The organism is Leucobacter luti (assembly GCF_019464495.1).
Classification (GTDB): domain Bacteria; phylum Actinomycetota; class Actinomycetes; order Actinomycetales; family Microbacteriaceae; genus Leucobacter; species Leucobacter luti_A.
Map to the genome: position 1 here is coordinate 551673 of NZ_CP080492.1, position 19859 is coordinate 571531.

At 65.4% G+C, this 19859-nt stretch carries 19 protein-coding genes; 4 read left to right on the top strand and 15 right to left on the bottom strand.

Going from position 1 to position 19859, the window contains the following annotated elements:
- The 6 genes from hisG to K1X41_RS02600 all read right to left on the bottom strand — a co-directional run bounded on the left by hisG (nt 1) and on the right by K1X41_RS02600 (nt 6076).
- The gene (hisG, locus tag K1X41_RS02575; protein WP_220175257.1) at nt 1–843 is read right to left on the bottom strand and encodes an ATP phosphoribosyltransferase; all 843 of its coding nucleotides are present in this window, start codon (nt 841–843) and stop codon (nt 1–3) included.
- 95 nt (nt 844–938) lie between these two features.
- Nucleotides 939–1202: a phosphoribosyl-ATP diphosphatase gene (locus tag K1X41_RS02580; RefSeq protein WP_132203705.1), complete on the bottom strand. Its 264-nt coding sequence runs from the start codon at nt 1200–1202 to the stop codon at nt 939–941.
- A gap of 67 nt (nt 1203–1269) precedes the next feature.
- Nucleotides 1270–1932, bottom strand: a complete 663-nt coding sequence (rpe, locus tag K1X41_RS02585) for a ribulose-phosphate 3-epimerase (RefSeq protein ID WP_133616794.1) — start codon at nt 1930–1932, stop codon at nt 1270–1272.
- Between the two features lie 9 nt (nt 1933–1941).
- The gene (locus K1X41_RS02590) at nt 1942–3384 is read right to left on the bottom strand and encodes an MFS transporter (RefSeq protein ID WP_166644305.1); all 1443 of its coding nucleotides are present in this window, start codon (nt 3382–3384) and stop codon (nt 1942–1944) included.
- Nucleotides 3385–3509: 125 nt separating this feature from the next.
- The gene (locus K1X41_RS02595) at nt 3510–4946 is read right to left on the bottom strand and encodes an RsmB/NOP family class I SAM-dependent RNA methyltransferase (protein WP_220175760.1); all 1437 of its coding nucleotides are present in this window, start codon (nt 4944–4946) and stop codon (nt 3510–3512) included.
- Between the two features lie 188 nt (nt 4947–5134).
- Nucleotides 5135–6076, bottom strand: coding sequence for a methionyl-tRNA formyltransferase (locus K1X41_RS02600; protein ID WP_220175258.1), 942 nt, complete (start codon nt 6074–6076; stop codon nt 5135–5137).
- 213 nt (nt 6077–6289) lie between these two features.
- Between K1X41_RS02600 and trpB the strand changes: the two genes are divergently transcribed.
- A complete protein-coding gene (gene trpB, locus K1X41_RS02605; RefSeq protein ID WP_133616796.1) occupies nt 6290–7501 on the top strand; it encodes a tryptophan synthase subunit beta in 1212 nt (403 codons plus the stop codon).
- 96 nt (nt 7502–7597) lie between these two features.
- On the opposite strand, the gene K1X41_RS02610 is transcribed toward trpB, so the two are convergent.
- The 6 genes from K1X41_RS02610 to K1X41_RS02630 all read right to left on the bottom strand — a co-directional run bounded on the left by K1X41_RS02610 (nt 7598) and on the right by K1X41_RS02630 (nt 13841).
- Nucleotides 7598–9070 carry an alanine/glycine:cation symporter family protein gene (locus tag K1X41_RS02610; protein ID WP_132203713.1) on the bottom strand — a complete coding sequence of 491 codons (1473 nt, stop codon included), beginning with the start codon at nt 9068–9070 and terminating at the stop codon, nt 7598–7600.
- Nucleotides 9071–9305: 235 nt separating this feature from the next.
- A complete protein-coding gene (locus K1X41_RS02615; protein WP_258566614.1) occupies nt 9306–10823 on the bottom strand; it encodes a hypothetical protein in 1518 nt (505 codons plus the stop codon).
- Nucleotides 10820–11470, bottom strand: coding sequence for a primosomal protein N' family DNA-binding protein (locus K1X41_RS15320; protein WP_258566615.1), 651 nt, complete (start codon nt 11468–11470; stop codon nt 10820–10822). The genes K1X41_RS02615 and K1X41_RS15320 overlap by 4 nt, the downstream gene beginning before the upstream one ends.
- A 6-nt stretch (nt 11471–11476) precedes the next feature.
- On the bottom strand, nt 11477–12667 hold the full coding sequence (gene metK / locus K1X41_RS02620; RefSeq protein ID WP_132203717.1) for a methionine adenosyltransferase: 1191 nt from the start codon (nt 12665–12667) through the stop codon (nt 11477–11479).
- Between the two features lie 123 nt (nt 12668–12790).
- Nucleotides 12791–13057, bottom strand: a complete 267-nt coding sequence (gene rpoZ, locus K1X41_RS02625) for a DNA-directed RNA polymerase subunit omega (RefSeq protein WP_132203719.1) — start codon at nt 13055–13057, stop codon at nt 12791–12793.
- Nucleotides 13058–13193: 136 nt separating this feature from the next.
- The gene (locus K1X41_RS02630) at nt 13194–13841 is read right to left on the bottom strand and encodes a hypothetical protein (protein ID WP_132203721.1); all 648 of its coding nucleotides are present in this window, start codon (nt 13839–13841) and stop codon (nt 13194–13196) included.
- A 155-nt stretch (nt 13842–13996) separates the two neighbouring features.
- Between K1X41_RS02630 and K1X41_RS02635 the strand changes: the two genes are divergently transcribed.
- On the top strand, nt 13997–14863 hold the full coding sequence (locus tag K1X41_RS02635) for an acyl-CoA thioesterase (protein WP_132203723.1): 867 nt from the start codon (nt 13997–13999) through the stop codon (nt 14861–14863).
- Nucleotides 14864–15096: 233 nt separating this feature from the next.
- Here K1X41_RS02635 and K1X41_RS02640 read toward each other — a convergent pair whose 3' ends face one another.
- Complete coding sequence (locus K1X41_RS02640; protein ID WP_220175259.1) at nt 15097–15564, bottom strand: acyl-CoA thioesterase; 468 nt, start codon at nt 15562–15564, stop codon at nt 15097–15099.
- Nucleotides 15565–15668: 104 nt separating this feature from the next.
- Entirely contained in the window at nt 15669–17351 is a 1683-nt protein-coding gene (ettA, locus tag K1X41_RS02645; RefSeq protein WP_133616799.1) for an energy-dependent translational throttle protein EttA, read from the bottom strand.
- 132 nt (nt 17352–17483) lie between these two features.
- Between ettA and K1X41_RS02650 the strand changes: the two genes are divergently transcribed.
- A complete protein-coding gene (locus tag K1X41_RS02650; protein WP_133616800.1) occupies nt 17484–18305 on the top strand; it encodes an aminoglycoside 3'-phosphotransferase in 822 nt (273 codons plus the stop codon).
- Nucleotides 18306–18349: 44 nt separating this feature from the next.
- Here the strand turns inward: K1X41_RS02650 and K1X41_RS02655 are convergent, their stop codons facing one another.
- Nucleotides 18350–18835, bottom strand: a complete 486-nt coding sequence (locus K1X41_RS02655) for a DUF6993 domain-containing protein (RefSeq protein ID WP_258566616.1) — start codon at nt 18833–18835, stop codon at nt 18350–18352.
- Nucleotides 18836–19098: 263 nt separating this feature from the next.
- On the opposite strand from K1X41_RS02655, the gene K1X41_RS02660 reads away from it, so the two are divergent.
- Nucleotides 19099–19707 carry a single-stranded DNA-binding protein gene (locus K1X41_RS02660; protein WP_133616802.1) on the top strand — a complete coding sequence of 203 codons (609 nt, stop codon included), beginning with the start codon at nt 19099–19101 and terminating at the stop codon, nt 19705–19707.
- Nucleotides 19708–19859 lie beyond the last annotated feature (152 nt).

Below are 19859 nucleotides of genomic sequence, written 5' to 3' on the forward strand. Positions count from 1 at the left end.
CTACAGCCGTGCAGCGTGGATCGCGGTGACGAGAATTGCGCGCGCGCCCAGTTCGTACAGTTCGTCCATGATCGTGTTTGCCTCTTCGGCGCGCACCATGACGCGCACGGCCACCCACTGTTCATCTTTCAGCGGGGACACCGTCGGCGATTCCATGCCGCCGGCCACCTGCGAGGCAGCCTCGAGCTGGTCCACCGGCAGATCGTAGTCCATAAGCACGTATTTCCGGGCAACGAGGACACCGCGGAGGCGCCGCAGCAGTCGGGCGATACCGGGGTGCTCGTTCGGCCCGCCGATGAGCACGGCGGTCGACTCAAGGATGACCGGGCCAAAGATTTCCAGACCGGCCGCCCGCAGCGTTGCTCCGGTTGAGACGACGTCGGCCACGGCATCAGCGACGCCGAGCTGCACGGCAGATTCAACGGCGCCGTCGAGCTTCACGAGCACGGACTCGACTCCGCGCGCGCGCAGGAAATCATCGACGAGCTGCGGGTAACTCGTGGCGATCCGTTTACCGGCGAGATCGCCCAGTTCCTGAATCGCGCCGCCAGCTGGCGAGGCGAAGCGGAACGTTGAATCGCCGAACTCGAGCGAGTCAATCTCGGTCGCGGAGGAGCCAGAATCGAGCAGCAAATCGCGGCCGGTGATCCCAACGTCGAGTGCGCCTGAACCAACGTAAGTAGCGATATCGCGCGGACGCAAGTAGAAGAACTCAACGTCGTTGCGCGTGTCAGTGTGGACCAGCTTGCGGCTGTCGCGACGGCCGGAGTATCCGGCCTCGGCCAGCATTTCGGCTGCGATCTCGGACAGCGATCCCTTATTGGGGACGGCAATACGAAGCATGTGGAGGGGTTCCTTCCGTGGTGGCAGCCGAATCTGCAGCGTGCCGGGTGATGACGAGGTCAGCGGCAAGCGTCGGCGCACGAAGGGCACCGACGCTACAGATGCGTGTATACATCCTCGAGGGTCAGACCCTTCGCGAGCATGAGCACCTGCAGGTGGTACAGCAGCTGGCTGATTTCCTCGGCGCACTCGGCGTCGGATTCGTGCTCCGCGGCCATCCAGACTTCGGCGGCCTCCTCCACGATCTTCTTTCCGATCGAGTGGATGCCAGCGTCGAGGCGCGCAACAGTGTCGCTCCCCTCCGGGCGGGAGATTGCCTTCGCGCTGAGTTCCGCGAACAGCTCATCGAACGACTTCACAGGAACAGCGTAGCAGTGCGACGGGGTGGGTTCTGCCATTTGCGAGCGGCCCACCCCCGCTGCTCCCCTAGTGCGCGTGGGTCGCCGCGGCGGCGCGGAGGGCGGCGATCCGATCCTCCGGCACTCCGCCGTACACGGCGGATCCGGCCACGAATGTATCGGCGCCGGCCTCAGCCGCAATCCCAATCGTGTCGACCGTGATCCCGCCATCTACCTGCAGCCACACATCCAGCCCGAATTTGGCTCTCGCCTCTGCGAAACGGCGCAGTTTCGGCATCATGTCGGGCATGAACGACTGCCCACCGAAGCCGGGCTCGACGGTCATCACGAGCACCTGGTCAAACTCGGGCAGTAGCTCGAGGTATGGCTCAGGATCGGTGCCCGGCTTGAGCGCGATGCCCGCGCGGGCGCCAATCTCGCGAATGCGGCGCGCAAGGGCGACCGGGTCCGCCGTCGCCTCGGCGTGGAATGTCACCGAGTACGCGCCGAGCTCTGCGTAGCCCGGCGCCCAGCGATCCGCGTCAGCGATCATCAGGTGCACGTCGAGCGGAATCGGCGAGACCGCCTGAATCCGCTCCACGATGGGCGGGCCCATTGTGAGGTTCGGCACGAAGTGGTTGTCCATTACGTCGACGTGAACGAGATCCGCCGAGCGGATCGCCTCCAATTCGGCCTGCAAGTTCACAAAGTCGGCGGACAAAATGCTGGGGTTGATGCGCTGCGCGGTCACTCGGCTAGTCTACGCTCCGGGCGACTCGGCTGGCGGCACGGCTGGCTCCGCAGCTGGCGGTCCGGCCGGCTGCGCCGTCGCGTAGCTGCGCGACAGCGTGCGGTAGGAACGTGTGAGCGAGGCCCCCACGGCGAGGAGCACCATTGCGACCCCGGACCACCAAAAGATGAGGCCGATCCCGCGGCTCTCGCCCTCACCCAGCAGCCAGCCCCAGTCATGCTGCCCCGCAGGCCCCGCCATATACGGCACGATCCAGAATTCCGCAATCGGCGCGATCAAGAGCGAGGTGATGGGAGCGGCCGCTGCTTCAAAGGTCATCGCGAGCCCAAACACCCGTCCCTGCTTCTCGAACGGCACGACGCGCTGAATCACCGTCTGCTCTGCAGCCTCGACCGCTGGCATGATCACCATAAACAACCAGATTCCCGCGATAAACAACCACGGCCACTCGCGAATCGTAAACACCATGCCGAGCACGCCGAGCACACCAACAAGCAGCAGCATCGTGCGGACGGGGTTCTTGCCCAGCCCAAACTTCGCCACGAGTAGGCCGCCCACCACGAACCCGGTCGACGCAAGGCCGAACACGAGCCCCCACACCTCAACGGAAAACATCGTGAGGCCGTAGGGATCGAGTAGCGCCATGAACGCGCCGCTCGAGAGATTGTTGAACATGCTGAAGATCACGAGTGCGAACAGGCCTGGCACGGCGAGCATTGCGGCCATACCGCCGCGAAAATCAACCGCGCTGCGATCCGGATCTCGTGCCACGACCGGCTCAGGGATCTTGAGCAGGTGCAGATGCACGAGCGGCACGGCGACGAACACGGTCGCGATCACGATCGTGGCACCCATACCGAGGAGGCCGATCGAGAGGCCACTGAACACACTCGTCGCGATGAATGCGAGCCCCTGCACAGTTCCGACGAGTCCGTTGGCGTTCGCGTGGCGTTCCACGGGTACGAGCAGCGTGACGGTCGTGGAAAGCGCGAGATTGCGCAGCAACTCAACGACACAGCCCGCAAGTACGATCAGGGTGAAGATCCAGAACCACGGTCTATCGAGACGCAGCAGTACCGCGCTCGGAACAGTGAAGTAGATGGCACAGCCCAGGATGAACGAGGCGAGCGTTGCCCACGCGCTGATCAGCATCACACGGTGCTTGCGCATTCGATCGACGAGTGAGCCGAACCACATCGAGCACGCAGCAATCAGGATCATATAGACGCCGCCGAGGACACCCGTCGCGAGGATACTGCGCGTCTCCAAGTACACCCAGAACACCACAGCGAACCAGAGAAAATTCGTGGTGAGCCCCGCGACCGCGGTGTTGATGAGCACGTGCATGAACGCGCGCGTCCCGGCGTTCGCTGCCTGCGGTGTCGAAGGTGACGCTGCAGGCGCGGGCTGCGCACCCGTCACGCCGGGTCGTTGCCCTCCCCCACCATCCATACGCACAGCGTAAATCCACACGCACTCATGCGCTAGAAAAAAACTTACGAATGGCCCGGAGCTCTCCCTCATCCAGGCCCGATCCTCCGCAGCGCCCCACGATGGGGGCCGCTCGGAGCCCCGCGTCAGGAGCGCTGGAACAGCGCCACGAACATCGCGTCCGTGCCGTGCCGGTGCGGCCAGAGCTGCGCGCTGAGCGCCTCCCCAGCCACATCGAGCTCGCCGCGCGCCACAGTGCGCAACACCGCCCGCGCGTCCAGCTCGGTGAGCTCTGGCGTTCGTGTGAGCAGTCGATCCACTGCGATCCGCGTTTCGGCGAGGTGCGGCGAGCAGGTCACATAGGCGAGAATTCCGCCTCGCACGAGCCGGGCCGCCGCTGCATCCAAGAGCTCGGCCTGCAGCGCCGTCAGCCCAGGCAGGTCGGACGGCTGTTTGCGCCAGCGGGCCTCAGGGCGTCGCCGCCGCAGCGCACCCAACCCGGTGCACGGCGCGTCGACCAAGATCCGGTCAAACAACTCGTCGCCGTACGCTGCAGCATCACGGCCATCATGTGAGACGACCTCCACCGCATCGGCCACCGCCGCAACTGAGCGGCGCACCAGTTCTGCGCGGTGCTCGGAGACTTCGTTGGCGCGCACACGTGCCCCGCCCAAGATCGCCTCGGCGCCCAGCACCGCCGTCTTCCCGCCTGGCCCGGCGCACAGGTCAAGCCAGCGCTCCCCAGAGCGCACCGGCCGCACACGCGTGAGCGCAAGTGCGGCGAGCTGCGAACCCTGGTCCTGCACGCGCACCAGCCCCTCCGGCTCCCCGATTGCGGCGATTGCGCGGGCTGGGTCGCCGCCAGACAGCTCGAGTCCGAGTGGTGACGGCCCCGCCGCGCTCAGCGACGGACCGTCGAGCGGCTCCTCGTCCGGCGCATCGGCGGCAGCTCCGTCACTCTGCGCCATGGCGGACGCGGCCTCAGCTGGAGTCCGTTCACTTCCTGGCAGCACAGCGAGACTCACGCGCGGCGCATCATTGTCCGCTGCGAGCAGATCCTCAAGTTCCGCGTCGCGCCCCTCGTGCCGCAGCGCATCTCGCAGCGCGCGCAGCACCCATGCGGGGTGCGAGGTCCGCGCGGCAAGCGCCTCGTCAGGAGTACGCGCCTCGGCAGTGATGGCGGCGTCCCACTCCTCGTTCGTGCTGCGCCCCACCGTGCGCAGCACCCCGTTCACGAACCCGGCGGCGTTCTGGTTCCCCACACGCCGTTGCAGTTCCACACTCTCGTTCACCGCGGCATGTGCTGCAGTGCGCATGCCGAGCACCTGGTGCACGCCGAGGCGCAGCACGTTGCGCGTGCGCGAATCGATCTCATCGATCGCGCGCCCGGCAGCCAACTCGATGATCCGGTCGTAGCGGCCGCGCCAGCGCAGTGCGCCTGCGACGAGCTCCGTGGCGAGCCCTGCGTCGCGCCCATCAAGATTCGCGTCCCGGATTCGCGACGGCAACGCGAGGTTCGCATACGATTCCCGCTCCTCAACGTCCCGCAGCACGTCATACGCCACGAGCCGCGGAGCCGAAATCCTCGGGCGCTGGGCGCGTCGCTGCTCCTGGGCGGGACGGCCCTGGCTGCCACGGCCCGTTCCCCGACGGGAGGCAGCACCGCGAGCACGGCCGCCCGTATCGCCCTGGGCATTGCCACTCCGCCCCTGTTGCGTGCGACCCTGCTCGCCTCGGCCACGCTCTTCGCGTCTCTCGCGATCTGCGCCGCTCACGCGAGCACCGCCTGTCCATCGCGGCCACGTAACCAGGCGGCTGCCTCCATCGCCGGTTTGCCTGCCGGCTGCACGCGCCGTAGAAGGAGGGGCCCGTCACTCGTGGTGAGCACGGCGGCACCACCGATCAGCGTCACTGTGCCAGGAGCGGCTGCCAGATCCACGTCAGTAGCGCCCAGATCAGACGTCTCAGCGAGCGGAGCGAGCTCCAACAGTTTCAGCGGTTGTCCCTCGTGGAGGGCGTAGGCGCCTGGCTCGGGGGTGACTCCCGCCCAGTGCGCGAGCACGACCGCTGCGGGCCGTGCGAGATCGATCTTGCCGTCCTCGCGCGTCAACTTCCTGGCGTACGTCTCCTCGCCGCGCTGCGGCTCACCTGCAGCGGGATCCAAGGCGAGCAGCGAGACGGCTTCGAGCACAGCCGCTGTGCCAAAGTCAGCCAGCTCGGTGAGCGCCGCACCTGCCGAGGTGCCGGGCGCGAACTCGCGCGCATCGCGCGTCAGCACATCACCGGCGTCAAGCGCAGCCACCAAGCGAAATACGGTCACCCCGAGTGTCTGCTCCCCGGCCTCGAGCGCGCGCTGCACCGGGGCAGCCCCGCGCCAGCGCGGCAACTCGGAGAAGTGCAGGTTGATCCAGCCGTGTGACGGCAGACTCAGCAACGGCTCGCGCACGAGGCCGCCGTAGGCCACGATCACGCCAAGGTCTGGTGCGAGCGCCGCCGCCCACGCGGTCGCCGCGTCGTCGAGTGTGTTCGCGCGGAGCACGGGAAGCCCGAGCTCCTCGGCCGCTGTGGCGACCGGTGAGGGCGTCAACACACGCTTGCGTCCGTGCGGTGCGTCCTCCCGGGTGATGACGCCGACGACCTCGTGGCCTGCCGCGACGAGTGCGCGCAGGCTCGGGACGGCGAACTCGGGGGTTCCGGCAAAGACAATCTTCATCCGACTATTCTCGCACCTCCCGCAGGTCATCACTTCGCTCACCGCCACTGCAACGCAGCTGGCCTGGTGCTATAGTCGCCACATGCAGCGTGCGAATCAGTGGTGGACCGCCTGAGGGCGGTCACTCTTTCGCATCTGCATGCATCCCGACACCGCCTCCTCGTAGGCGGTGTTGTTGTCTGCGAGGGGCATCCGATCCGAAGGACTCCTCGCATGTCTTACAGCTCTCCCACCTCTCCGTATCGCGCCGACGCGAACGGCTTCTTTGGCGAGTTCGGCGGCGCCGCACTCCCCCCGTTTCTCGTCGAGCCGATCGCGGAGGTCGCGACGGCATACGCCGAAGCGTCGCAGGACCCAGATTTCCTTGAGGAGCTTCAAGCGCTGCTGTCAAAGTATGTTGGCCGCCCGTCGCTGCTGTACTTCGCTGAGAATCTCACGCGCCAGCTCGGCGGTGCCCGCGTCTACCTCAAACGCGAGGACCTCAACCATACGGGCGCACATAAGATCAACCACTGCTTGGGTGAGGCGCTGCTCGCGAAGCGGATGGGCAAGACGAAGGTGATTGCAGAAACGGGTGCTGGCCAGCACGGCGTCGCCCTCGCGACCGCCGCGGCGCTCGTGGGGCTCGAGTGCGAGATCCACATGGGAGAGATCGACATCGCTAAACAACACCCAAACGTGGTGCGTATGGAACTGCTCGGCGCGAAGGTCATCCCAGTGAGCGCCGGAGGGCGCTCACTCAAAGAAGCCGTCGATTCCGCGTTCGCCGTCTACGCCGGTGCACCAGAGGAGTACTTCTTCGCGATCGGATCAGTGGTCGGCCCACACCCGTACCCGTCCATGGTGCGCGATTTCCAGTCAGTCGTCGGGCGCGAGGCGCGGGCCCAGATCCTAGAAGCGGAAGGGAGGCTCCCCGACGTCTTGGTGGCCGCTGTCGGCGGCGGATCGAACGCCATGGGCCTGTTCGACGCGTTCCTCACAGACGAGTCAGTGCGGATCGTGGGGGTCGAACCCGGTGGCGAGGGGCTTCACGGCACCCGTCACGCAGCCACGATGACGCTCGGCACCCCCGGCACGCTGCACGGCATGCACACACGTGTGCTGCAGGATTCGGACGGCGAACCCGCGCCCGTGCACTCGATCGCGTCAGGACTCGACTACCCAGGCGTCGGGCCGCAGCACGTACGCCTCGCCGAGCTCGGGCGAGCCCAGTATGTCTCGGTCACGGACGCAGAAACACTCGCAGCCTTCCGCACCTTGTCGCGCGTCGAGGGCATCATCCCGGCGCTCGAATCGTCCCACGCGCTCGCGCACGTGATGCAGCTCGCCCCCACGCTGCCTGCTGACGCAATTGTCATCGCGAACCTCTCGGGCCGTGGCGACAAAGACGTGGACTACGTCGCGGAGCTGATTCACGGAGAGTGAAGAAACTGCCAGGTTTCTGGCCCACCCCGGCGCGGCATCAGGTTCCTATAGCTGCTGCCGCGCCGGGCCGGATCCGACTGGGCACGCGACCCGCGCTTAGCCAGCGCGGCCGTCTGCGACGGGAATCCGCCCGGTGACGCTCTGTTCATCCTCCCAGCAGGTGATGCCCGCGACATCGGGCATCACATCACGGGTGAACACTGGATCACGGCCAGCACTGCGTTGCCTCGCGTAGTCCTTCATGAGTCGGAACACGAGCCCAGACAGCAATCCGATGGCCACAAGGTTCACGAGCGCCATCAGTCCCATGATGGCGTCAGCGGTGTTCCAGATGAGATCCGCCGAAGCGATCGCACCGACGAAGATCGCGGCGACGGCGAGCACACGGTACCCGAAGAGCACCCGCGGCCGCGTCGAGATGAACTCGATATTTGACTCACCGTAGTAGTAGTTGCCAAGAATCGAGCTAAAGGCGAGCAAGAAGATGATGACGCTCAGCAGCACGTTCGACCACGGCCCGAGCGTGCCCACGATGGCGTCCTGGGTGAGACCGATACCGCGCGTTGCGGTGGCAAGATCTGGCGCTGTGACGAGGATGATGAACGCGGTAATCGAGCAGATCAGAAAGGTATCGAAGTAAACGCCGAGCGTTTGCACGAGCCCCTGTTTGACCGGGTGGGTGACAGCGGCGCTCGCGCCAGCGTTTGGGGCGGATCCGAGGCCCGCCTCGTTCGAAAACATCCCGCGTTTGATGCCGGTCATGAGGATCATGCCGAACGCTGCTCCCACGACCTCGTTGAACCCGAATGCCTGCGTATAGATCGAGGCAAACACGGCGGGCAGCTGGTCGATGTGCATGAACACGATCACGAGACCGAGCAGCAGGTAGCTGAGGGCCATCGCGGGGACCACAGCCTGCGTGACGCTCGCGATCCGGCGCACACCGCCGAAGACGACCAACGCGGTGAGCACCGCGAGGACGATTCCCACGACGACAGTGACGGTCGTGGCGGTGCCGCTGCTGACGCCCATACCCGAGACCAGAGTTGCGCTGATCGTGTTCGCCTGCAGTGACGAAAACGCGAATGGGAAGCAGACGATCAGGATCCCCGCGAAAACGGTGCCCATCCACCGCGAGCGCAGACCGTGCAGCATGTAGTACGCAGGGCCCCCGCGGAAGCCACTCGGGTCCTTCACCTTGAAAAGTTGGCCGAGTGTCGACTCGACAAAGCTCGACGCGCCTCCGATGAACGCCATCGTCCACATCCAGAACACGGCACCTGGACCCCCGATTGCGATCGCTGTGCCGACACCTGCGATGTTGCCAACGCCCACGCGTGAGGCCGCCGAGATCGTGAACGCTTGGAACGCCGACACCGACTGCGGTGATCCATCCGGGTTCTGCGGCGTTTTGTTCGTCAGCGTGCGGATCATCTCGGGCAGCCAGCGGAACTGGACAACCCCCGAGCGGATCGTGAAGTACAGACCGAGGAGTACGAGTATGGGCAGCACCGCCCAGGTCCAGAGCGAATCCCCGGCAGCGAGTACGAAATCGTTCAGCCCATCCATGTGCTCAGCGTATTCCAGCTGCGGGCTGAAATGCGCACTTCAGAGGGAAAAGCCGGTGGCGTGGGTGATATCTACTCCAGCTGCACGGGATCCGAGCGTCCTCGAGCCGCCCGCGCCCGCCCCCGATTGGGTGCCGGGCCCGGAGCCTGCTGAGTGACGCATCGCTGTGCCACTTCCTCACGACGCACGGAAGAGGGCGCCCCGATGAAGCTGTCCGCAGACTACTGAGCGATAGTTACGCGTCGAACACGCCTCGATCGTCGAAGCGGAGACGCAACGCTTCAGGCCGCGCGCGTCCAGGGGTCCGAGATCGCGTACGAGAGGACGCGCCGGCTGCGTCGGCCACCAGTGCCCCGCGCAGGCGGCTCGCCACTTCTGCCCCCTGGCCATAGTCGAACCGGACGATTGCGCGCACGAGACCCGGTGGGGTGCGCGCTGCTCCGCCGGCCGGGATGGACGTCGGCCCGAGGAAGTCGACCCCTCGCAAGCCGTCGAGGTGGCGCAGTGCACGCTCGACCTCGTCCGGGCCGCCGCTGACACTCGCAACGCGCACCGCCGGCGGGTATCGCAGCGACTGACGATCTCGCAGTTCTTGCCGCAACCACTCGTCCGAACGTCCGTACACGAAGGACTGCACCACAGGGCCACCGCCGGAGGCCATGAGGCAGATCCCGTCAGGAGCAGCGAGTGCCGCGGCATTCTCCCACCAGCGCAAGCAATCTTCACCCGCACGGAGGGTCTCGATGCTGAGTAGGCGTTCCGCGTCAAGCAGCACGACCGCGCGATAGCCGCCTGCCGCGAGTGGTTCAGCGCCTCGAGTGGCAACGACCAGGGCAGGCCGTGCGTCTACGCGCTCGCGCGGGTGCTCCCCGTCACTGAGGATCACGCGTGTGCCGGAGAACTGCTGCTCGAACTGTTCGACGGTGCGCGCAGATCCCATACCGCGCTCCACGAGTGTGGTGCTGTCACAGGTGCTGCAGTGCCAGTGAGTCGCGTACTCACCGCACCAGCGACACGAGGCGCGCCCGACCACACGAAACCCGATCGGGCCGGCGCAGGCCTGGCAGCGCGCCAGTTCACCGCACTCGCCGCACACTGCGACAGGAGCATAGCCAGGAGTCGCCACCTGCACGAGCACCGGCCCGGTGCGGAGACCCTCGCGGATGGTACGAGCGGCAAACTCGGGGACGCGGCCAGCAAAGGCTTCGGGCGCAATGGAGGCGTCTGCGTGCACGATCCGGGTGCGTCGTGGCGGATGCTCTTGCGCGCGGACATACCCGATTTCGACCAGGCGTTGCACCTCGGCGCTCCGCGCGTGAGCGGAAAAGAAGAGGCCGGCTCCCGATTGTTCAGCACGGACCAAGGCTGAGTCGCGGGCGTGCACGTACGGAGTCAGCGGTTCGGCGAGAACTGGATCGCCGTCATCCCACAGCAGGATCGCACCGAGATCATGCGCCGGAGCATACACCGCGGACCGGTTGCCAAGGATGATCCGCGGCACACCATCGAGCGCTCGCAGGAAACTGGCGTATCGCTCGCCATTCGACTGGCGTGAATCTACCCGAACGGCTGCCGGATGCCCGAGCGCCGCCAACGCATCACGAAGCTGATCGAGGTCACGATAGTCAGGCGCGACAAGGATCACGCTGCGCTCACGCTCGTGCACGGAAATCGCGATGCGCGCGAGCTGCGCCGCCCAGCCGCCAACCCACTCGCCCGTGTGCAAGCGCTCTGGGCCGTGTGACGGCGTCATGGCGAGCCGGGCACCCGTGACAAGCTCAGCAGCGATCGCCTCCTCCGATGTCGATGCGGAGGCCGCGGCCGTTGCTGGGCTCGTCTGCTCTCGCGGATCAGCGCTTCGCGCAGCCCCTCCGCTTCCACGGCAGCGCCTGGGTCCGCCGCGGCTTCTGCTTCCGCCGCGGCTTCCACTTCCGCTGCGGCTTCTGTTTCCGCTTCCGCCTCCGCTGCGGCTTCTGTTTCCGCCTCGGCTTCCGCCTCCGCCTCCGCTGCGAGATGCTTCTTTTCTACTCGGACCTGCCGCGCAGGAATCGCGAGCCGCAGAATATCTCCAGCCGAGCCTCCCGCCCGGTCCGCCACTGCGCGCGCGAGCCGCCACACGTCTGGCGTGAGCTGCGGCACCGCGGCAACGATGTCCGCAATTGGCGCGAGCTCTCCTCCGAAGTCGCTGCGCGAAACGAACTCGATAATGTACCCAAAGCTCTTGCGATCTTTGGAGCGGAACGGCACCCGAACTCGCTGCCCCACCCGCACCTCGTCGGCGAGTTCGGCCGGGACCGAGTAGTCGAAGAGGTGATCAAGCTGCGGCAACGCCGAATCGAGCAGCACGCGCGCCACGGCGCGACCGTTCGCGCCTTCTGCACGCTCGAATGCGGTGGCCACCAGTCTCTACAGGCCGGCGGCAGCCTGCAGCTCCGCGACGCGGGGCGTGGCTTCCCAGGTGAAATCGGGGAGCTCGCGCCCGAAATGACCATACGCGCTTGTCTGCGCATAAATGGGGCGCAGCAGGGCGAGGTCACGGATGATCGCCAGCGGCCGCAGATCGAAGACCTGACGCACCGCCTCTTCGATGCGTTCGCGCGGCACTGTCTCGGTCCCAAAGGTCTCAACATACAGCCCCACTGGGTGTGCGCGACCGATGGCGTATGCAACCTGCAGTTCAGCTCGCGTCGCGAGCCCAGCGCGCACCACGTGCTTCGCGACCCAGCGCATGGCATACGCAGCAGAGCGATCAACCTTCGACGGATCCTTGCCGCTGAAGGCACCGCCGCCGTGCCGGCTCGCACCGCCATAGGTATCGATGATGATCTTGCGGCCAGTCAGGCCGGCATCGCCCATCGGGCCGCCCACCACGAAGGGGCCGGCAGGGTTGATGAAGCGCTGAGCATTCTCACTCGGCAGGTTCACCCGATCCAGCACCGGACGAATCACCTCACGCTCGACCGCTTCACGCAGCGCAGGCTGGGAAATACTGCCCTGGTGCTGCGTCGAAACGACGATGGCCTCAATACTGGCGGGACGATCCCCGTCGTAGCCGATGGTGACCTGAGTCTTGCCGTCAGGGCGCAACTCAGGGATGAGCCCGTTTCGGCGCACCTCGGAAAGGCGCTCAGCCAGACGGTGTGAGATCCAGCTCGGGAGCGGGTGCAACTCAGGCGTCTCGTCAGTCGCGTACCCGAACATGATGCCCTGATCTCCTGCGCCCTGGCGGCTGAGTTCGTCGTCGAGCGCGCCGCTGCGAAGCTCAAGGGAGTTGTCAACGCCGCCAGCGATGTCAGGAGACTGCTGACCGATCGACACCGACACCCCACAGGAGGAGCCGTCGAAGCCCATATCGGAGCTCGTGTAGCCGATATCTCGCACCGCGTTGCGCACAATCTGCGGGATCTCGACATACCCGCTCGTCGATACTTCGCCCGCGACGTGCACGAGACCCGTCGTGACAAGCGTCTCGACCGCGACCCGTGCCCCAGGGTCCTGCGCAAGCATGGCGTCGAGGATCGAATCCGAAATGCGGTCGCAGATCTTGTCCGGGTGCCCCTCAGTGACAGACTCCGAGGTGAACTGGCGCAGCGACACGATGAGGCTCCTTGAGCGGTTGAGTGAACGAATAAGCGAGGGCCGACCCCCGAAAACGCCGGTGGCGTCGGTCCCTTTCAGGGTATCCGACGCCACCGACACTGCTGCTTGTGCAGCAAAAGATTACGCAACGACCTCCGCGGGGCGCTTGGTCATCGTGAGCTTGCCCTCAACGACCTCGTGCAGCGCGATCGACAGCGGCTTGTCATCGACTGTGGAGTCGACGAGCGGCCCCACGTTGTCGAACAGGTTGCCGTCGTGCAGATCCGTGTAATAGTCGTTGATCTGGCGAGCACGCTGCGAGGCGAAAATCACCAGCGCGTACTTCGAATCGACCTTCTCGAGCAGATCGTCGATGGGCGGATCGATAATGCCGTTGACATTTGCCATGAAAATACTCCTCCGGTTGACCTCACTATCCTAGCTGAGGTTTCTGAATCCTGCTGCACCGCGCCGCGGCTCGGCACACTCACGTGGAGCTCCAGCGACTGATCTGGCACCTCAGAGATGCCACCGAAGATCGAAGCTATCCGAGCAACGAGCGCACAAGCACGTGACCACTGCCCGACGACAGCCTGGTCCAGGTGAGCGAGCGCGACACCCGGACCGGATCCTCTCCACGCAAGAACCCCATGGCCTCTCCCGCGAAGGCAGCGGCAGCCGGGATCCCCGGTGCGATCTCGATCCCCCACACTGAAGCTCGGACTTTGTGCACCACTGCCTCACCGGGATCGGCAGGCAGGAGCTCAGCGACGCGGGCAATCCCCTCGGCGGCAACCGTTGTGAGCGATGGAGTGTCGACGGAGCCCGTCACATGCCACCCGGAAACCGGTGGCAAGACCCCCGTCCAGGCCGCCATTGCCGTCACATCGGGCACCTCGAGCGCGAGCCCAATGATCCCCAGCCTCGCAATCCGATCCAGGAGCGAACGACCGAGCACTGTTTCATCAATGGCAATGTCAGGCTCAGCTGAGAGGGAAAACGCACGCATCACGAGCACGACAGGAACGGTGTCCGTAATACCGCGAGGTGCCTGCGTGCAGCCGTACACCGCAAGTGTTGCCCCGCGGGTCACCAGCCGCACTTCTTCTTGTCCCACCTTCTGCAGGCGTTCAAGAAAAATACGGAGATCGTCTCGCGTCGCGTGATCCGCGAGCAGCAGTGTGGCAGCCATCTCCTCCAGCCTAGCGGCGCACAGCTGGGTGCTGAGCGGACCGCGCTCGTGCGCCAGTCGGACGCACACCATTCGGGCGAGCCCTGGCCAGGCGCGGGGTGCACCGCCATAGACTTGGTGCAGTATCCCGCACCGAGTCGCTGCCTGGAGGACCCATGACCGCCGCCGATCTGCTCATGATGCTCTCGGTCCTCGATTCCGGGGCCCGTACCCGCGAGGACATTCTCACCGGACCTGCGCTCCCGACACCACACGGACGTTCCTTTGGCGGCCAAGTCTTGGGACAGGCGCTCGCTGCCGCGGGAACGACGGCTCCCGAGGGCCGCACGATCCACTCGATGCACGGCTATTTCTTGCGGCCGGGCAACAGCAGTGAAGGGATGACCTTCGAAGTGGATCGCCTCTATGACGGGCGCTCCTTCTCTACCCGCCGCGTCCAGGCGTACCAAGAGGGCCAGGTCTTGATGTCCCTCATCTCCTCGTTCCAGGCTCCTGACACGGGGCTCGAGCATCAGGACACCATCGACATTGCCGCGCTCCCGGATCCTGAATCGCTCCCGACGGTGTGGGAAAAGTACGGCCATCTCGCGAGTGACGGCCAGGCCTCATGGGTGTTGAATCGGCCGTTCGACTTCCGCTACGTCGAGTCGGATATCATCCTCAATGTCGCCGAACACACCAACCGGCAACGCGTCTGGATGCGGAGCCGAGACACCCTCGATGCGCCTCCGCTGCTGCACTCGGCGGCGCTCGCCTTCGCCAGTGACTATTTGTTGCTCGAACCCATCGCGCGACAGCACGGCATCCCGTGGGCAACACCGGGGATGCGATTCGCAAGCCTCGATCACGCGATGTGGTTTCACCGGCCATTCCGGGTCGACGAGTGGCTGCTCTACGAACTCGACTCACCGACGGCGCAGGGTGGACGGGGCCTCACCCACGGCCGATTCTACGACCGCAGCGGCGCACTGGTCGCCAGCGTGGCACAGGAGGGGATGATCCGCCTCCCCTCGCAGGAGTAGCGGGATCGCACGGCGAAATCGCCGGACCGCCGCGGGCTCCTCGCGCGGACCATTCACCGCGCGAACGAAGCACCCAGGTGTAGCGTCACCGCAGCAGAACACTGCTCCGCCGTGCGATCTCTCGGTCGTGAACCCGGCAGAAGCTCTCCGAGCCCGACAAGAACACCCCGAGCCCAACAGGAACACCCCGAGCCCGACGCGAACACCCGAGCCCGATAGCAAGCCGAGTGTGCTCAGCTACGCCGCAGCTGCACGGGCTCATCCATCCACGCTTCGACGGACGCACGGCCCGCATCAGACAACCGAATCGGACGCATCGTCTCACCATCGACGATCACGATGTGCGAGATTGCCTTGGCGACAACGCTTCGTTCCGCGGCTGCGCCATCGACAAGTTCGTAGTGCACTTCCAGGCTTGATCCGCCGAGTCTTCCGATCCAGAGCTCAACTGTCACGGGCTGCTCGCTGTACTCCAGCACGCGCAGGAACTCGATCTGCTGGCTCGCGACGAGCATCTTCGGGCCCGCAGGGTCATCACCGCGGAAGTGGTGCTCCATGCCGGTGGACTCCCGGCCGGATCCGAGCCAAAACGTGCGCACGCGAGCTTCCTCAAGGAATCGTGCGTAGGCAACATTGTTGACGTGACCGTACGCGTCCTGATCGCCCCAGCGGAGCTCCAAGTCAATGTGTGTGCGGGCCATGTACGCGCCCCTTTCCAATCAGCGTTGTCGCTCAGTATGCCCGTTCGGCACGGAGGCCACACAAGCGAAGAGGCCCGGCTCGCGAGAGCCGGGCCTCAGATCCGCTAGTCGCGGGTGAGCTTGCGGTAGGTCACACGCGACGGCTTCGCCGCGTCTGCCCCGAGCCGCTCAATCTTGTTCGCCTCGTAGGACTCGAAGTTGCCTTCGAACCAGTACCAGTTCGCCGGGTTCTCCTCGGTGCCCTCGTACGCGAGAATGTGGGTCGCGATCCGGTCAAGGAACCAGCGATCGTGAGTGATCACCACGGCGCAGCCGGGGAACTCAAGCAGCGCGTTCTCGAGGCTCGACAGTGTCTCGACGTCGAGGTCGTTGGTGGGCTCATCGAGCAGCAGCAGGTTGCCGCCCTGCTTGAGCGTCAGGGCGAGGTTCAAGCGGTTGCGCTCACCGCCGGAGAGCACACCGGCGGGCTTCTGCTGATCCGGACCCTTGAACCCAAACGTCGACACGTAGGCGCGCGACGGGATTTCGACGTTGCCGACCTTCATGTAGTCAAGGCCGTCGGAGACGACCTCCCACACGGTCTTCTTCGGGTCAATGCCTCCACGGGTCTGGTCGACGTAGCTGAGCTTGACGGTATCGCCAATCTTCAACTCGCCGCCGTCGAGCGGCTCGACACCAACAATCGTCTTGAACAGGGTCGTCTTACCCACACCGTTCGGGCCAATGATGCCCACAATGCCGTTGCGTGGCAGCGTGAAGGACAGGCCATCGATCAGCGTTCGCCCGTCAAAGCCCTTATTCAGGTTCTTCGCTTCGAGCACCACGTTGCCGAGTCGCGGACCAGCCGGAATCTGGATTTCTTCGAAGTCCAGCTTCCGCGTGCGCTCCGCTTCGGTGGCCATCTCCTCGTAGCGCGCAAGACGCGCCTTCGATTTCGCTTGGCGCCCCTTCGCGTTGGAGCGGACCCACTCGAGTTCTTCCTTCAGACGCTTCTGCATCTTCTGGTCCTTCTTGCCCTGGACTTCAAGGCGCGCGGATTTCTGCTCGAGGTACATCGAGTAGTTACCTTCGTACGCGTAGAGACGCCCTCGGTCAACCTCACAGATCCAGGTGGCGACGTGGTCGAGGAAGTACCGGTCGTGCGTGACGGCCATGACGGCACCGGGGTACTTCGACAAGTGCTGCTCAAGCCACAGCACGCTCTCGGCGTCCAGGTGGTTTGTGGGCTCGTCGAGCAGCAGCAGGTCGGGCTTCTCAAGCAGCAGCTTGCAGAGTGCAACGCGGCGCTTTTCACCTCCGGAGAGGTTCGACACGATTGCCTCGGGCGGCGGGCAGCGGAGCGCGTCCATTGCCTGCTCAAGCTGGTTGTCGAGATCCCAGCCGTCAACGGCGTCAATGGCCTCCTGGAGCTCCCCCATCTCAGGCAGCAGCTTGTCATAGTCCGCGTCCGGGTTGGCCATCTCCGCGGAGATCTCGTTGAACCGGTCGAGCTTGCCCTTAATCTCGGCAACGCCCTGCTGCACGTTTGCCAAGACCGTCTGGTCCTCATCGAGTTCCGGCTCCTGCATCAGGATGCCGACCGTGTACCCCGGAGTGAGGATCGCTTCGCCGTTCGAGGGCGTATCGAGACCCGCCATGATCTTGAGGATCGTGGACTTACCTGCCCCGTTGGGTCCGACGACGCCGATCTTCGCACCAGGCAGGAATGCCATGGTCACGTCATCGAGGATCACCTTGTCGCCGTGCGCCTTGCGCGCGCGAACCATCTGGTAAATGTACTCAGCCATATGCTTTCCGGGCGCCTGAGACGCCCCGAACTCCCTGCTCGAAGTCAATGTTGGATATCTCCACTCTACCGTGCGTCGGTGTCGAGGGTTCCGCGGGTTCGCAGAGAACGGGAGTGTGCCAGAATCGGGCCCATGCACAGCAACTCTGCCCCCCTCGCCGCAATCCCAACCGGCCCAGTTGCGGTGCCGCTGCGGGTGCGCGAACTCACTGGTGGCCGCGCACTCGTGCCCGTGTGGGTGAACGGTTTGGGAGGCAGTACCTTTCATGATCCCGATTCACGCCCGTCCCCCAGGTTCATCAAATGGGTCCCCGCCGGCACGCCCGAGCTCGATCTCGAAGCCGAGGCGGAGCGACTTGCGTGGGCGGACGAGCATGGAGCATTGGTTCCACGAGTGCTCGCCAGCGGTGCAGACGAGTCAGGCTCCTGGCTCATCACCGCGGCACTCGCTGGCGAATCAGCTGTCGCACCCCGCTGGATCGCCGAGCCCGTCACCGCAGCGCGCGCGATCGGTGCTGGCCTCCGCATCTTGCATGACACCCTTCCCGTAGCCGAATGCCCCTACTCGTGGTCAGCGGCAGAACGCATCGAACAGTTCGAGCAACGCCTGCGCACTGGCTCCGGGCCCAGCGAATGGGATCCCGCGCACCGCCACCTCACGCTCGCAGACGCGCGTGCGCGGCTCGCGGACATCCCGGATCTCGCGCACCCGGTGGTGTGCCACGGTGATGCGTGCGCCCCAAACACGCTCCTGGATGCGACTGGCCGGTTCACCGCCCATGTCGACCTTGGCACGCTCGGAGTCGCGGATCCATGGGCTGACCTGGCGATCGCGGCGTGGAGCACCGAGTGGAACTACGGCACCGGATTCGAAGATTTGGTGTACGAAGGCTACGGTATCGAGCGGGATCCCGCACGCATCAGCTACTATCGGCTGCTCTGGGACCTGAGCTAGCTTGGGCTGCGCAGGCGCAGCGTTCGGCGGAGCCCGCGGCCTCGCTACAGTGCGATCGGGGCGGTGGTACCGATCAGGCAGATGTCGCCGTTCGGGCCGATCGCGGGCGCTGTCTCGGCGACGAAGCTGCGGTCCTCCGTGACCACTTGGCCGATGAGGCAATTCTCATTCACGCGAACGGACACGAAGATATTGTCGGCGACAAGGTTGGTCTTTGTCTCGTCAAAACTCACCTGCATCAGTGCCGGATCGAATCCAGCCGCAGCAACAGCTGCGACGATCGGGGCCCCCTGAACTGGGCCGTCCCCAGCCGTATAGCTGCGCAGGACCTCGGTAAAGTACGGGAGATTGTCCTCGGCGCTGCCACCGGGGATGAGCTCCGGCGCAACTTCGGGTGCCGCTGGTGTCTCCCGCTGCGGCGTTTCCGGGGTCGGACCTTCGAGGAGCGAGCACCCGGCAAGCAGCGGAAGGGACACCGCGAGCACAGCGATCGCCATGGATCGAGTACGGAACTTCACTCCTGAGAACACCCGTTCAGTCTACGCATCACCCGAGACCGCTTGCTGGTGGCTCGCTGGGTTTCATGGGCCAGCAGCGCGCTTCGCTCACAACTCCACTTTTCCAGGAAATCGGGGCAGTCCATCCACACTGGCGATTCTTCCGCGCCGTGAGCGGCCCCGATCACGGATGCTGGTTCCGAGCGGGCGGCAGGTGCCTCAACCTGGCACTTGCCGGCCACTCGCCACCTTCAGATCACGCCACTGCAGGCACACGAACCGAAAGAGAGCAGCTCATGTCCCCCGCAATCAGCATTGTCGGCACGATCGGCACGACCCCGCGCCTGATCCAGTCCACTCCGCAAACGGCTTTCTGCACGTTTCGGCTCGCGAGCACGACGCGTCGCTTTGATCGCACCTCGGGCCAGTGGTCTGACGGCGAGACAAGTTGGTACACCGTCAACTCTTTTCGCGGGCTCGCAGAGCACGCGAAAGCCTCGTTCGCGCGCGGTGACCGCGTGGTCGTGTCCGGCCGAATGCGCGTGCGACAGTGGGAGAAGGATGGCCGTTCAGGTGTCAGCGTCGAAGTCGAGGCAGACGCGCTCGGACACGATCTCCGCTGGGGAACCACCGAATTCACTCCGGATGAAGCGGGGGCACCTTCTGGTCCCAGCACGGTGCCGCCGCATTCCGAACGGGCGGGCACCGCGCACGGCGGCCTAGACTCGGGTAGCGCCGGGCAGAATCGGGACGCTCACACCCCTGAACACCCTTCGGAGCCCACGGAGCCCACCCTCGCGACTGAGACGACTCAGGACACCGACGAAGGTGTCGGATTATTCACTGGGACCGGAAACGGTGAGCCGAGCAGCAGCGCGGTGCAGCACATGGAGGATGCGGCGTAGTCGCGCTCGGTGCGGCCCCATCGAACTCGGCGGGACAGTACGCGGCATCGCTGGAGGCCGCGCATCCCGGGGCGAGTATGCGGCCAGCTCGGCCGAGCGCGACGGCCCGGGCCCAGGTCACCGCACTCGGGCCAGCGCGAGGCGGACTGGGC

Coding starts and splice junctions, on each gene's coding strand:
- K1X41_RS02590 (WP_166644305.1), bottom strand. CDS start 3,384: ATGGATGGTGGGGGAGGGCAACGACCCGGCGTGACGGGTGCGCAGCCC.
- hisG (WP_220175257.1), bottom strand. CDS start 843: ATGCTTCGTATTGCCGTCCCCAATAAGGGATCGCTGTCCGAGATCGCA.
- K1X41_RS02615 (WP_258566614.1), bottom strand. CDS start 10,823: ATGACGCCGTCACACGGCCCAGAGCGCTTGCACACGGGCGAGTGGGTT.
- ettA (WP_133616799.1), bottom strand. CDS start 17,351: ATGGCTGAGTACATTTACCAGATGGTTCGCGCGCGCAAGGCGCACGGC.
- K1X41_RS02610 (WP_132203713.1), bottom strand. CDS start 9,070: ATGGATGGGCTGAACGATTTCGTACTCGCTGCCGGGGATTCGCTCTGG.
- K1X41_RS02660 (WP_133616802.1), top strand. CDS start 19,099: ATGTCCCCCGCAATCAGCATTGTCGGCACGATCGGCACGACCCCGCGC.
- K1X41_RS02630 (WP_132203721.1), bottom strand. CDS start 13,841: ATGGCTGCCACACTGCTGCTCGCGGATCACGCGACGCGAGACGATCTC.
- K1X41_RS02640 (WP_220175259.1), bottom strand. CDS start 15,564: ATGGCCCGCACACACATTGACTTGGAGCTCCGCTGGGGCGATCAGGAC.
- K1X41_RS02600 (WP_220175258.1), bottom strand. CDS start 6,076: ATGAAGATTGTCTTTGCCGGAACCCCCGAGTTCGCCGTCCCGAGCCTG.
- rpoZ (WP_132203719.1), bottom strand. CDS start 13,057: ATGGCAAATGTCAACGGCATTATCGATCCGCCCATCGACGATCTGCTC.
- K1X41_RS02650 (WP_133616800.1), top strand. CDS start 17,484: ATGCACAGCAACTCTGCCCCCCTCGCCGCAATCCCAACCGGCCCAGTT.
- trpB (WP_133616796.1), top strand. CDS start 6,290: ATGTCTTACAGCTCTCCCACCTCTCCGTATCGCGCCGACGCGAACGGC.
- K1X41_RS02635 (WP_132203723.1), top strand. CDS start 13,997: ATGACCGCCGCCGATCTGCTCATGATGCTCTCGGTCCTCGATTCCGGG.